This window comes from Burkholderia sp. Tr-862, from assembly GCF_011753085.1.
Taxonomy (GTDB): domain Bacteria; phylum Pseudomonadota; class Gammaproteobacteria; order Burkholderiales; family Burkholderiaceae; genus Burkholderia; species Burkholderia ambifaria.
The window spans coordinates 1-12874 of sequence record NZ_VWWG01000025.1; the positions used below are offsets into that span (position 1 = coordinate 1).

Consider the following 12874-nt stretch of genomic DNA (forward strand, 5'->3'; position numbering starts at 1 on the left):
TAGCCGCGCGCGGCGCACAGGGCGGCATAGTCGATACCGGCGCGCTGCCCGCCCGGCGCGGGCCGGCGCGCCGGCGTTTCGTCGGCGTCGGGCGCCGGAATGATGCGTGGGTTGACGATCGGAGGGGTCACCGCGCCTCCGTCACAGCGTGATCCGTCCGAGCGGACGCAGTTCGACGTGTTCGGTCAGCTCCTGATACGAGTAGACCGGCAGCCACGCGAGGCGAGTGGTGATCATGCGGCGCACGTAGCGGCGTATGTCCATCGACGTGACGAGCGCGATGCCGTCGCGCGGCAGCTCGCCCGCGTATTCGGCGATGCTCGTGCAGAGCTGCTGGATCTGGTCGGGCGACAGCGCGAGGAAGTTGCCGGTCGGCGTCTGCTTGATCGACTGGCGAATGAACTGCTCGACGTCGTTGCCGAACAGCACCGCATCGAGCGTCGGCGCGCCGCGACTCGCCCGGTACGCGATGTAGCGGGAGAGGTCGCCGCGAACGTATTCGACCAGCATCAGCGTGTCCTTCTCCTTCGGTCCCCACACGACCAGGCTTTCCATGATGCCGCGCGCGTTGCGGATCGACAGCTGCTCCTCGAGCAGGCGACGCAGCACGTCCGCGATGCGTTGCAGCGGCAGCGCCTTCTGGACTTCGGCGACGAGGCCCGGGTAATCGGCGCCGAGCTGGTCGAGCACCCATTGGGTTTCCTGGATGCCGACGAAGAGATGCGCGTGCGTGCGCAGCAGATCGACCGTCTCGTTGGCCACGATCTCCTCGGTGCGCCAGATGGTCGTGTTCGGCGGCACGTCGCGTTCGGCGAGCCAGTGGCTTTGCGCGTGTCCGCCGGCCGGCCCGGCCGTTTCGCAGCGCGACGCGAGCGCGGCATCCGCGGGCGCCTGCGCGAGCATGACCTTGCCGGCCGGCATCTGCACGCGCGCGTAGGGCACGTCCTGCAACAGGATTTCATACGTATGCGCGGCAAGCGCATCGCTGGTCCACATCGTGATGCCGGGAAACGGCAGGCCGATTTCCTCCTGCAGGCGCGCGCGCCGCGCCTCGAACGCGAGGTTGAGGGCGGCAGGCGACAACCGGGCGACCAGATCGGGCGCGAGCCGCACGCCGATCGCGCTCGCGAACTGGGGCGCGCGCGGCAGGATGCTCGGCGCGTCGCCTTTCGCTCCCGCACGTTGCAGCGCGGCGACCTTCTCGCCTCTCTGCTCGTCGTGCGCGCCCTTGCGATGAATCCGGTAGCCGGTGAACGCCAGGATCGCCGACAGCAGCAGGAACAGCGGCCACGGGAAGCCGGGCACGATCGCGAAGCCGAGCAGGAGCACGCTGGCGAACCACATCGCGTGGGCGTTGCCGGCCATCTGGCGAATCAACTCGTCGCCGAGCGAGCGGCCACCGCCGTCCGAGGTTTCGTCGGACACGCGCGTGATCATGATGCCGGCCGCGACCGAGATCAGCAGCGATGCGATCTGCGACACCATCGCATCGCCGACCGACAGGATCGAAAAGCGGTTGGCGGCGTCGGCGGCGCTCATCGAGTGATAGGCCACGCCCACCGCGATGCCGGCGACCATGTTGACGAGCGTGATGATGAGGCCCGCGATCGCGTCGCCCTTCACGAACTTCATCGCACCGTCCATGCCGCCGTAGAGCTGGCTTTCGACCGCGAGCCGCGCGCGTTTGCGGCGTGCCTCCTCGGGCGTCAGGAGGTTCGCCCGCAGGTCCGCGTCGATGCTCATCTGCTTGCCGGGCAGCGCATCGAGGGTGAAGCGCGCGCCGACTTCGGCCACGCGTTCCGAGCCTTTCGCGATGACGATGAACTGAACCGTCGTGATGATCACGAACACGACCAGCCCGACGATCAGGTTGCCGCCCACGACCAGCTCGCCGAAGCTGTCGATGATGTGACCGGCATCGGCATGCAGCAGGATCGACTTGGTCGACGCGATGTTGAGCGACAGCCGGAACAGCGTCGTGAACAGCAGGGCCGACGGAAACGACGACAGCGACGTGATGGTCGGCACGTACATCGTCACCATCAGCAGCGTCACGCTCAGGCAGATGTTGATCGAGAGCAGCACGTCGATGATGTCGGGCGGCAGCGGCAGGATCATCAGGGAGATGATCGCGACGATCAGCGCGGCGATGCCGATTTCGCCGCTGGCGGGAAGTTTGAGCGATTTCAGCATGGAAGACCTCCGTGGCAGGATCAGGAACGGGAACGGGTGTCGGACGATGCGCCGTCATCCGGCGGGTGCGCGGCGCCCACGGAGCCGACCCAGCGCAGAACGGCCGCGACCACCTCGAACAGCTCCTCGGGAATCGCATGATTCACGCCGACGCGGTGCAGCGTGCGTGCGAGCGGCGGATTCGCGACGATCGGCACGCCGTACAGGCTGGCGAGCCGGCGCAATTCGCCGGCGTCGGCATCGACGCCGCTCGCGACGATCACCGGCAACGGATGTTCGGCGGGCGCGTAACGCAGCGCGACCGCATAGTGGGTCGGGTTGACCACCATCACGTTCGCGCCCGCGACGGCCGCTGGTCGCGGATCGCCATTGATCATCCGCTTCGCGAGCTTGCGGCGCTCCTGCTTGATCTTCGGATCGCCGTCCTGGTTCTTGTGCTCGCGCTTGACCTCGTCCTTGGTCATGCGCTGCGAGAGCAGGAACAGCACGTGCTGAAGCTTCCAGTCGCCGATGCCGATCACGAGATACGTCACGCACGCGACCGACAGCACCGTCAGCAGCGCCGACCACAACACGGCCGACAGCCGGTAGAGCGGCTCGTAAAAGGCCGCGGCGGCGAGCGGCAGGAGGCCGGCGATGGTCTTCCACAGCACCGCGCCGAGCACCAGGGCCTTCAGCGTCATCTTCAGCAGGTCGATCAACGAACGCTTCGAGAAGATCCGCTTGATGCCGGCCGCCGGGCTGATCGCATCGAGCTTGGGCATCACGGGCTCCAGCGACACCTTCAGACCCACCTGCATCGCGGACGCCAGCGCGGTGGCCAGCATGCCGAGCGCGGCCAGCGGGACGCAGATCGACACGCCGATGCCGAACAAGTGGAACAGCGCGGAGTCGAGCGCTTGTGGCGAGCGATCGGTCGCGGTGAAGTCGAGCGCAGCGTGAATGGCCTCGCGCAGCGAATCGAACAGCCAGAAGCCGGCGGTGTGGAACGCGACGAGCATCGCCAGCAGCGACGCGGCGCCGACCAGATCGGTGCTCTTCGATACCGAACCCTTGGCGCGTGCGTCTTTCAGTCGCTTGGCTGTCGGCTTTTCCGTCTTGTTGCTCATCGTCGCGTCGATTCGTGCGGCCCGTGCAGGCAATGGCACGCACGATAGTCGTCGCCGGGCGGCGAGCGAACCGCGAAAGCGAAGCCGCGCCGGCAGCCGCGAAGCGGCGCGCCGAATGCACGGCGCGGCGCGGCATGGGTGGCGTTTCATCCGCGTCCGCGCGCCGCGGCGGCCGATCGATCCCGCCGCCGCCGCGCTTCGCATGCGTTCCGCTCGCTTCGCCTCCGGCACCGGGCAAACCCTGCCGCGTTTGCTACTTTTGTCTCCACCGGCCCAGGCCGCGATTTAGACCGCTCATTCACCGGAACGCCAACATGAACCAGATACATCAGTACCCGACCTGCTCGCACGAACTGTTCGGTGCACTCGTCGAGATCGTCAGGATGTCGGTCGTCGACCAGTTCCCGACCACGCGCATCGACGTCGACGACGTCGAGCATCTTCTCGAGGCGTTGCACGTGATGCGCCCGAATCTGCCGGAACTCCACCTGTTCGACGGCTTCGTGCATGTCGTGCGCGGCAACTGGCGCGAGGCGACCGCGATCTTCCGCGCGCTCGTCGACCAGTCGGTGGGCCTGCCCGGCAGCAAGGCGATGCTGATCTACTGCCTCAGTTCGAGCGGCGACGGCGACTGGCGCATCGTCGCGAACCAGCTGCTGGACGACGACGGCGTGACGCCGCAAGCGCGCATGCTCGTTCATGCGGTGATGGCCCGCAACGATGTCGAGCAGGCGGGCGAGTACGCGCTCGCCAGCGGCGAATTCGTCGAACCCGAGTCGCTGAAGCAGCTGCGGGCGGACTCGGTGTCGGGTGAAGCGGGAAACGGGGCATCGGGTTCGGCTGCGACCGAACTGCCGATGTTCGATGGCCAGTATCTGCGCCTTTGATGGCTTGGACAGGAGAATGCGATGAATCAGGCTTTATCGTCGTTGACGCTCGACATGATGCGGATCCAGCCGACTTCGATCCCGCATCAGCCCGACGTCCACGTTGCGCCCGTTGCGGCGCATGTTGCCGACAGCTTCGAGGCGATGATGCAGCGCGGCGTGATGGGGCCGTCGTCGGGCACCGGCGACAGCGCGGGCACGATGATCTCGGAGATCGTGCGCGGCGAGGACGCGGCGTTCCAGACCGTGTCGAACGACATGCTGTACATGATCCACAACGTCGATGCAATGTCGCCCGGGGAACTGACGGCATCGGTGGTCCAGCTGCAGATCGAGGCCGCGAGCCTGCAGGTCGACATGCAGATGAAGATGAGTGTGGTCACGTCCTCGAAGGACGCGATCGAAACCCTGATGAAGAATCAATGACATGAACCTGGGTGCCGAACCGAAACGCCGGTCGATGCGGGGCGCCGCGCTGTGCGCGATGCTGGTCCTGTCGATGTCGCTTGCCGGATGCGAGAAGGAGCTGTACGGCAATCTTTCCGAACGCGATTGCAACGAGATCGTCGCGACGCTCATGCAGGCCGGCATCGGGGCGCACAAGGTGAGCGCCGACGGCGGCAAGACCTGGAGCGCGAAGGTGGACGAGAGCGACATCGTGCACGCGATGGACGTGCTGCGCGAGCACGGCCTGCCGTCGCGGCGGTACGACGATCTTGGCGCGCTGTTCAAGAAGGACGGCCTCGTGTCGACGCCGATCGAGGAGCGCGTGCGATTCATTTACGGGGTGTCGCAGGAGCTGTCCGACACGCTGTCGCGGATCGACGGCGTCGTGATCGCGCGCGTGCATATCGTGCTGCCGGACAACGATCCGCTGTCGAACAAGGTCAAGCCGTCGTCCGCGTCGGTCTTCATCAAATATCGGCCCGACGCCAACCTCGCGACGCTCACGCCGCAGATCAAGAACCTCGTCGTGCACAGCGTGGAGGGACTGTCGTACGAGCAGGTGAGCGTCACGTCGGTGCCGGCCGATCCGATGGAGACGGTGGCCGTCGACAAGACGTCGGGCAACCTGGCGATGATCGCGCTCGCCGCCGGCCTGTTCGTGACGGGCGGGGCGGTGCTCGTCGTGACGAAGCGGCGCCGCGGGCCGGTTGCAGCGGCTCACGCCGAGCATGGCGCGACCGGCGCGAGCCGCGATGCGCCGGCGAAGGCGGGGCCGCTCACCGCGATCGGCGGGCTGCTCAAGCAGGCCATGCCGGGCAGGACGTCGCGTTGACGCGGCGCGTGCCATGCCACTTTCCACGCGAGACCAGACCATGCGCGACATCGAACGGTACGGCAGCGTCGCGACGACGCTCGCGGCGCGACTGACCGGCTACGAGCGCAATCGCGGTGCGCTGTTCGCGTGGATGGACCCGGGCTGGTTGCACGATGCGCTGGCGATGCTCGGCGACGCGCGCGGCGTGGCGAGTCCGCACACGTCGCGGATCGCGCATGCGTGGCTCGCGGCGGCCGGTTGCCCGCCGCCGCCGCTCGATGCGTTTCGCTGCGAGAGCGCCGCGCTCGCGGCGTTGCCGATCGAGGACGCGCTGGGCGCGCTGTGCTTGCGAGCGCTGCATTTTCGCCGCGCGGAATTGCGCTACTGGGTCGATCGCGACAGCCGCGAGCAGATCGCCGGCTGGCTCGGGCGCCGCGGCTTCGCCGCATTGCGATGGTTGATCGAAGTCGGCAATCCGCCGGGCATCGATCGGCTGATGCGCGACCACGGCATGGCGCCGCTCGGTGAACTCGACATGCCGACCCTCGCGTGGGAAGGATTCTGCCTGTTCGCGCACGCCGGCTGGTGCGATGCGTCGTCGCCGCTGGCGTTGCTTCGCTTCGTGTGGCGCCGGGATGCGCAGCCGCCGGTGTGGCTGGGCGCATGCGACGCGGCCGGGCACCGTGACGACGCGATGCAGGTCGTTGCCCGTCTTCCGGACTTCTATCAGGAGCAGACATGGTCATCTGGTTGAGAAATGCGCATGACGAAGGGGCTGCCGAGGCCGCGCCGCAGGCGATCGGCGTGGACGGCGACATCGTGCGGCGCGAGGCGTTCGCGCAGCTGGTCGATCTCGACGACGGCCATGCAAGGCTGCGCGAACGGCAGCGCGACGTGCTGGCGACCGCGCGTGACGAAGCCGCGCGGATCGTCGCGGCGGCGCGCGCCGAGGCGGACGCGATCCGTGCCCGCGCGCAGGACGAATTCGATACCGGCCAGCGGCGCGGTTATGAAGCCGGCCGTCAGGACGCGCTCGCGCAGTGGTACCGGGAGACGGCCGAATCGCTCGCGCGGCGCCGCGATCTCGAGATGTCGCTGCGCCGGCGCATGGCGGACATCGTCGTGCTGGCCGTCGAGAATATCGTCGCGAGCGAGCGGCCGGAGGCGCTGTTCGCGCGTGCGGCCGATTCCGTCGATCGCATCGTCGACGCGAGCTGCCATCTGCGCGTGCGCGTCCATCCGGACCAGCGCGAGCTCGCGGCCGACGCGTTCGAACGGGCGGCGGCCGGATGGCACGAACGCGGCCGGCCCGTGCCGATCACCGTGATCGCCGACCGCGCGCTCGAGCCCGGCGCCTGCGTGTGCGAAACCGACATCGGCCTGATCGACGCGAGCCTCGGCGCGCAGATCGACGCGGTGCGCCTCGCGGTCACGCGCGCGTTGCAGCGCACGGAGGACGCCGGCGTACCGGTGCATGAGGCCGCCGCGGTTCCTGAACAACCGCAGGAACGGTCCGACGTCGAGGCCCACGACCCGCTGCACGACGATCCGTCGTACGGCGCGGGCGAACCGCAGCCGGACGCCGAACGGGAGTTCGCATGAAGCCGGACGGCGCGTACACGGCGTCCGGCCACAACGCCGACGAATTCGCGCGGCTGCACACGTTCGCCGATTCGCTCGCGCAGGAGCTTGGCGAGGGCGCCGCGCGGCCGAGCGGCAAGGTGCTCGAGGCGATCGGCACGCTGATCCGGGTCGGCGGCATCGATGTGCGGCTCGGCGAGCTGTGTGAGTTGCAGACCCCGCGCGGCGCGTTGATGCAGCTCGCCGAAGTGGTGGGCTTCTCACGCGACACGGCGCTGCTGTCGCCGTTCGGGCAGCTTGCGGACCTGTCGCGCGAGACGCGCGTCGTCGCGCTGCGCCGCCCGCTCGAGGTACCGGTGGGCGACGCGCTGCTCGGTCGCGTGATCGACAGCCTCGGGGCGCCGCTCGATCACCGCGGCCCCATCGACGCAAAGGCGTTCCGGCCGATCTACGCGCCTCCGCCCAATGCGATGAGCCGGCCGCTGATCGAGCGCGCGCTCGCCACCGGCGTGCGCGCGGTCGACGGCATGATGACGCTCGGCGAAGGGCAGCGCATGGGCATCTTCGCGCCGGCCGGCGTCGGCAAGAGCACGCTGATGGGCATGTTCGCGCGCGGCACCGACTGCGACGTGAACGTGATCGCGTTGATCGGCGAGCGCGGGCGCGAGGTGCGCGAGTTCGTCGAGCAGATTCTCGGCACGGCCGGCATGGCCCGTTCGATCGTCGTCTGCGCGACGTCGGACCGATCGTCGATCGAACGCGTGAAGGCCGCGTACGCGGCGACCGCGATAGCGGAGTATTTCCGCGACGCGGGCAAGCGCGTGCTGCTGATGATGGACTCGCTGACGCGGTTCGCGCGCGCGCAGCGCGAGATCGGCCTGGCTGCCGGCGAACCGCCGGCGCGTCGCGGCTTCCCGCCGTCGATCTTCGCCGAATTGCCGCGTCTGCTGGAGCGCGCGGGCCTGTCGGAGCGCGGCTCGATCACGGCGCTCTACACGGTGCTGGCCGAAGACGAATCCGCCAGCGATCCGATCGCCGAGGAGGTGCGCGGCATTCTGGACGGACATATGGTGCTGTCGCGGGACATCGCCGCGCGCAACCAGTATCCGGCGATCGACGTCGGCGCCAGCCTGTCGCGGGTCATGCCGCAGGTGACCGACCCCGCGCATCGCGACGCGGCGGGACACGTGCGCAAGCTGATGGCGAAATACCGGGACATCGAAACGCTGCTGCAGCTCGGCGAGTATCGCGAGGGCGGCGATCCGCTCGCCGACGAGGCCGTGCGCAAGCGCGATGCGATCCACGCGTTCCTGTGCCAGCGGACCGACGAGCCGAGCCGGCAGGCGGACACGCTGGATGCGCTCCGGCAACTGTATATGGACTGACCCGGCCGACGGCCGGCCATCGAATGGAGCACTGACGATGCAGGATCGAAGCAGCAGGGCCTTTCGGATCGTGGTGGGGCGTCTCGAACGCCTCGACGCAACCTTGCGCGAAACACTGCGCTCACGCATCGACCTGCTCGATGACGCGCGGGCGCGTCTCGACGAGCATCAGAACGCACTGGCGCGCGTGCGCGACGAACTGGCGCGTCAGGACGCGCGGATCGCGCGCCTGGTCGGCGGTGGCGGGCCCGTGCGCATCGACGAGTTGCTCGGCTGGCAGGAGCAGCGTTCGCGCGTCGCCGCCGAGCATGATTCGATGCGGGCGGCGTTGAACGCGTTGCACGACGAGATTGCACGCATCGAGGAAGAGGTCGCAGAGGCGCGCGCCGCGGTCGTCCGCAACGACGCCCGCATTACGCTTTGCAAGCAGCGTCTTGCCGCGCTGCACGCGCAAGCCCAGCGGGACCTGGACGACATGCTGGACGAGGAAACCGAAGAGGGCGTGGTGGCACGCATGCTGTCGCGGCGGCGCGCGCGGCCCGATGCTTTGACGCGGAGACAGGGATGAACGTATTCGAGAGCGGTATTCCGCAATTCGGCGGCGTGCTGCTGCAGTTCTTCACGCTGGTCGGGCTGTGCGGCGTGCGCCTGCTGGTCATCATGATCGTCTTTCCGCCGACGTCCGACCAGGTTCTGCAAGGGACGACGCGCAACGCGATCGTGATGCTGTGGGGCGCGTACATCGCGTTCGGCCAGCAGGCGCTGATGCCCGCATTGAGCGGCTGGCATCTCGTGCTGCTCGGCGCGAAGGAGGCGCTGATCGGGCTCGTGATGGCGTTCGTCGCATCGCCCGTGTTCTGGGTCGCGGAATCGGTCGGCACCTACATCGACGACCTGACCGGCTACAACAACGTGCAGATGTCGAACCCAAGCCAGGGGCAGCAAAGCTCGCTGATGGCGACGCTGATGAGCCAGTGCGCGTCCGTCGCGTTCTGGACGCTCGGCGGGATGACCCTGCTGCTCGGTGCGCTGTTCGAGTCGTATCGGCTGTGGCCGCTCGACAGCATGACGCCCGTGCCCGCCGCGATGCTGCAGATGTTCGTGATGCAGCAGACCGATTCGCTGATGGAAACGGTCGCGAAGGTCGCCGCGCCCGCGTTGCTGCTGTTGCTGCTCGTCGACGTGGGCATCAACCTCGTCAGCAAGACCGCGCAGAAGCTCGATCTCGTGTCGCTCGCGCAGCCGGTCAAGGGCGGGATTGCGGTGCTCACGATCGCGCTGCTGATCGGCACGTTCATCGGCGAGGTGCGCGATCAGGTGGCGCTCGTGCATATCGGCGAGCAGATTCGCGAGCTGGCGACGCCGCACGCGCGGCATTGACGGTGCCGGGGCGCACCGGCCCCGAACGCGCCGCCGGGCATCGGATGCCCGGCGCGATGGTTCACTAGAACGCGCCCGCGACCCGCGCGGCGCCCAGGCCCGTTCCGACCAGAACCGACGCGATTCGCACGGCTGAGTCGATCTGATGCCGGATGATCGCCTTCTTCCGGCTGCGATCGTGTTCCAGCTTGTTCGCCAGGTCGATGTGAAGATTCGCCATCTCCTTGATGAACCTCGGCTTGCTGAGACGCCCCTGAACGAACAGGCGAACCTGTTCTTCCACCGTGCGTTCGAAATCCGGCACCACGTTCTGCATGTAACCGCTGTCCTTGCCGCTGTAGGGCAGCCGGGTCATGGCCAGTTCGTCGTCGCGAGAATCGACCAGTTGGCGGATCTCGTCGAGTGCCGCGACCGTGGCGGCCGTCAGGTCGATCGACCGTTGCTCGAACGACTGCCATTTGCCGGTCACGCCGTTGTACGCGACGACGGCCTTGGCGCGCGACGCGGTATCGTCGGCGGACGCGCCGTGCGGCTGGATGGTGACCTCGCCGTAGAGCTGGTTGGCATTGGCCGACCATTCGAAATTCGTCCAGTAGTTTCCTCGCTCCCCGGTTACCTCGATAATGTAGGTGATGGTGTTCAATCCGGATTCCGAACGGAATCCCGAATCGCTGACCTGCCTGATCCTTGCGTGGTTCCAATCGTTGACCGGGTCGGCCTGGTGCGCACCGAGCGGCGACTCGACCGCCTCGTAGTGTGCCGGGAAGGTGGGCAGTGCGACAGCAGGCCGGGGTTGTGCCGGAGGCAAATCGATCACGCGATAGAACGCATCGTTGCCGGCCGGCTCGGTCGACGGAAGCGGCCCGGGTTGCGTGACGGCGCTGCCCATCAGCAAGGCCGCCGTGTTGGCGTCGTTGCCGTGCTCGCCGAGAAAGGCGGCCGCGGCACTTGCCGCCAGCGTCCAGGCCGGCCGTGTGCCGGGGGCGGGGATGCCTGCGCTCGCCACTTGCGCGTAGGCGAGCTGCCGCGCCAGGGCAACGGCCGGTTCGCCGGATCCGGCACCCCAGCGCGCCGCCAACAGGTGCGCGGCGACCAGCGAATCCTGATCCGTTGCGCCGCCCAGCGCGGCAAGATGCGCGGTCGCGGCCGCGCGGCGAGCCATCGCCTGGTCGCCATCCGCGCCGAACGTTTCAGATGCCGCGCGCGCCGCGATCATCGCGGCGCCGTGCCGGGTCGGCGCGGCGTTGCGGGCATGGGTCAGGGCTTGCACGATGACGTCGCGACGCAGCCGTTGCTCGGCTTCATCGCCGACGAGCGCGACTTGAGTCTCGGCGTTGACATGGCTTTCCAGTACCTTTTCGTAAGCCTTCTGCACGTCCAGAAGTTTGAGACGTTCGTGGATGAGACGCGCCTCGTACGCGACGCGCTCATCATCCTGCTGCTTCGCCGAGGTCGTGGGCGCGTGCCAGCCTGCCAGCGAACGCGGCAGCCAGCTCGAGCGGGACACGGGCTGCTCCGGTGGCTGCTCGGCCACCACGGCTGCCACTTGTGCGTGCGCGTGAGCGAGCGCGGCTTCCGCTTGTCGGAGCGATGCTTCCGTCCGGCTCTTATCGGCTTGCAGCGTGTCGATCGCGCGTCGTGCTGCCGCATCCGCAGCCTTCGCGATGTCCACGCCGGGCGTTTTCTCGATGAACAGTTCCCGGGCGGCCGTATTGATCGCCGTGAGGTCCGGCCCCAGTGCGCGTCTGTCCATGGCCTTGACGGCTTCACGCATGCTCGCGAGACCCTGCGTTGCGTCGTCGTAAGCCTGCGCGATCGCGCCGAGTTGTCCGGCCGTCGCATGGTCTGGACCGGGGGAATGCATCGATTCGGCGGCGCGCACGACTGCCTGCGCGACGCGCGCCGCCGCGGCGTGGTCGTACCCGGCCCGTCGCGTCAATCCGGCGCTTGCGCCGGCCGCGGCGTAGCCGGCCGGGCCGTCCGCGCCGAGGTCGGTCCGCGGGTCCGACGCGAGCTGCTCGGCGAGCACGATCGCTTCGTGCGCGGGCATGCCGGCGCGGAACGCGTGGATCGCGGCGGCCTTCATGGAATCGAGGCGGGGCGAGCGGCCCCAGCGGTGTTCGAGTTGCGCGACGATCGCCGTTTCGAACGGATCGGCGGAGAAGGCATGGCCGGCAAGCTGAATCGTCCGGCCCGCGCTCAGATCGGCGCCCAACAGGCGATACCGATCCGCGGCCGCCTTCGTGCCGACGACCCGCTCGACCACGACCGGCGCGCACGGACCGTCGATGGCGGGTACGGTCATCAGCCGGGCCTCGCAGAGCTCGCGCGTCCCGATCCGTACGATCCCGGAGGAGCGGGCCGGTTGATTCAGCGCATCGAATGCGTCCGCGGCGAGCCAGTTGGCCGACGCCTTGGCGGGTTGCTGACCGAACACGGCCCATTCGCCGTTCGGCGTGCTGAAAAGCTCGATCGTCGTATCGGGCGTGAGATTCGCGGTGACGGGATGAAACCCGCTGAATGTGGCCGATTTGCCGGTTTCGGCGGCACGCTCGGCGATCACCCGAATACGATCCACTTTCCCGTCGGCGGACTGAAGCGCCATCGTCCGGACGAAAAAATGTCGCTTGCCGACGGTAATCGTCGTCGCGCCGTCGTTCCCTCGACCGCTACTGATCTTCGGTTGCAGCGCCGCGAAGTCGACGCAATCCCCGATGCCGCGCTTCGCCGACGACACGCTGACCCGCTCGGCGATCCGGCTCGGCAATGCGGCGAGCTTCTGTTTCGCACCGGCGAATCGATTGATTCCTGCGGGCCGCGCGAATGCAGCAGCCGCGCTCGAGCGCGGTGCCGGCGCGGCATGCGCGTCGTCAGCCGGCGAAACAGGCGACGACGTCTCGCGTCGTTGTCGCTGAAGACCTCCGAGGTGTGGGGGGAAATCGGCGCGTGACGGCCGAGAAACGGATCGGGACGCGCGCTGCTCGGCGTTCGCGGTCGGTTCGACGATCGCGTTCGTATCGGCTTGTGTGGGCGGGGGTGTTCTCATGTGCGATGGGATAGGCGACGAACGAGCCGGTG

11 protein-coding genes are annotated in these 12874 nt (G+C 68.2%); 8 read left to right on the plus strand and 3 right to left on the minus strand.

Features of this window, described 5'->3' with window-relative positions:
- Positions 1 to 141: 141 nt before the first annotated feature.
- Together sctV and sctU are read right to left on the minus strand one after the other, a co-directional pair.
- Positions 142 to 2193, minus strand: coding sequence for a type III secretion system export apparatus subunit SctV (gene sctV / locus F3J14_RS10565; RefSeq protein WP_166722920.1), 2052 nt, complete (start codon positions 2191 to 2193; stop codon positions 142 to 144).
- A gap of 20 nt (positions 2194 to 2213) precedes the next feature.
- On the minus strand, positions 2214 to 3302 hold the full coding sequence (sctU, locus tag F3J14_RS10570; RefSeq protein WP_166722921.1) for a type III secretion system export apparatus subunit SctU: 1089 nt from the start codon (positions 3300 to 3302) through the stop codon (positions 2214 to 2216).
- A gap of 314 nt (positions 3303 to 3616) precedes the next feature.
- On the opposite strand from sctU, the gene F3J14_RS10575 reads away from it, so the two are divergent.
- The 8 genes from F3J14_RS10575 to sctT are packed head-to-tail and all read left to right on the plus strand — an operon-like array spanning position 3617 to position 9796.
- Complete coding sequence (locus F3J14_RS10575; protein WP_166722922.1) at positions 3617 to 4189, plus strand: HrpB1 family type III secretion system apparatus protein; 573 nt, start codon at positions 3617 to 3619, stop codon at positions 4187 to 4189.
- A 21-nt stretch (positions 4190 to 4210) separates the two neighbouring features.
- Entirely contained in the window at positions 4211 to 4615 is a 405-nt protein-coding gene (locus tag F3J14_RS10580) for a hypothetical protein (protein WP_105832299.1), read from the plus strand.
- A gap of 1 nt (position 4616) precedes the next feature.
- Positions 4617 to 5468, plus strand: coding sequence for a type III secretion inner membrane ring lipoprotein SctJ (sctJ, locus tag F3J14_RS10585; RefSeq protein ID WP_166722923.1), 852 nt, complete (start codon positions 4617 to 4619; stop codon positions 5466 to 5468).
- Positions 5469 to 5481: 13 nt separating this feature from the next.
- Positions 5482 to 6204: a type III secretion protein HrpB4 gene (locus F3J14_RS10590; RefSeq protein WP_166722924.1), complete on the plus strand. Its 723-nt coding sequence runs from the start codon at positions 5482 to 5484 to the stop codon at positions 6202 to 6204.
- Complete coding sequence (gene sctL / locus F3J14_RS10595) at positions 6189 to 7052, plus strand: type III secretion system stator protein SctL (RefSeq protein ID WP_166722925.1); 864 nt, start codon at positions 6189 to 6191, stop codon at positions 7050 to 7052. Before F3J14_RS10590 ends, sctL begins: the two co-directional genes overlap by 16 nt.
- Positions 7049 to 8416, plus strand: coding sequence for a type III secretion system ATPase SctN (gene sctN / locus F3J14_RS10600; RefSeq protein ID WP_166722926.1), 1368 nt, complete (start codon positions 7049 to 7051; stop codon positions 8414 to 8416). The genes sctL and sctN overlap by 4 nt, the downstream gene beginning before the upstream one ends.
- A gap of 37 nt (positions 8417 to 8453) precedes the next feature.
- Positions 8454 to 8984: a hypothetical protein gene (locus F3J14_RS10605; protein ID WP_166722927.1), complete on the plus strand. Its 531-nt coding sequence runs from the start codon at positions 8454 to 8456 to the stop codon at positions 8982 to 8984.
- Positions 8981 to 9796 carry a type III secretion system export apparatus subunit SctT gene (gene sctT / locus F3J14_RS10610; RefSeq protein WP_166722928.1) on the plus strand — a complete coding sequence of 272 codons (816 nt, stop codon included), beginning with the start codon at positions 8981 to 8983 and terminating at the stop codon, positions 9794 to 9796. The genes F3J14_RS10605 and sctT overlap by 4 nt, the downstream gene beginning before the upstream one ends.
- A gap of 64 nt (positions 9797 to 9860) precedes the next feature.
- On the opposite strand, the gene F3J14_RS10615 is transcribed toward sctT, so the two are convergent.
- A complete protein-coding gene (locus tag F3J14_RS10615) occupies positions 9861 to 12842 on the minus strand; it encodes a hypothetical protein (RefSeq protein ID WP_166722929.1) in 2982 nt (993 codons plus the stop codon).
- Positions 12843 to 12874 lie beyond the last annotated feature (32 nt).

Coding starts and splice junctions, on each gene's coding strand:
- sctV (WP_166722920.1), bottom strand. CDS start 2,193: ATGCTGAAATCGCTCAAACTTCCCGCCAGCGGCGAAATCGGCATCGCC.
- sctU (WP_166722921.1), bottom strand. CDS start 3,302: ATGAGCAACAAGACGGAAAAGCCGACAGCCAAGCGACTGAAAGACGCA.
- F3J14_RS10575 (WP_166722922.1), top strand. CDS start 3,617: ATGAACCAGATACATCAGTACCCGACCTGCTCGCACGAACTGTTCGGT.
- F3J14_RS10580 (WP_105832299.1), top strand. CDS start 4,211: ATGAATCAGGCTTTATCGTCGTTGACGCTCGACATGATGCGGATCCAG.
- sctJ (WP_166722923.1), top strand. CDS start 4,617: ATGAACCTGGGTGCCGAACCGAAACGCCGGTCGATGCGGGGCGCCGCG.
- F3J14_RS10590 (WP_166722924.1), top strand. CDS start 5,482: ATGCCACTTTCCACGCGAGACCAGACCATGCGCGACATCGAACGGTAC.
- sctL (WP_166722925.1), top strand. CDS start 6,189: ATGGTCATCTGGTTGAGAAATGCGCATGACGAAGGGGCTGCCGAGGCC.
- sctN (WP_166722926.1), top strand. CDS start 7,049: ATGAAGCCGGACGGCGCGTACACGGCGTCCGGCCACAACGCCGACGAA.
- F3J14_RS10605 (WP_166722927.1), top strand. CDS start 8,454: ATGCAGGATCGAAGCAGCAGGGCCTTTCGGATCGTGGTGGGGCGTCTC.
- sctT (WP_166722928.1), top strand. CDS start 8,981: ATGAACGTATTCGAGAGCGGTATTCCGCAATTCGGCGGCGTGCTGCTG.
- F3J14_RS10615 (WP_166722929.1), bottom strand. CDS start 12,842: ATGAGAACACCCCCGCCCACACAAGCCGATACGAACGCGATCGTCGAA.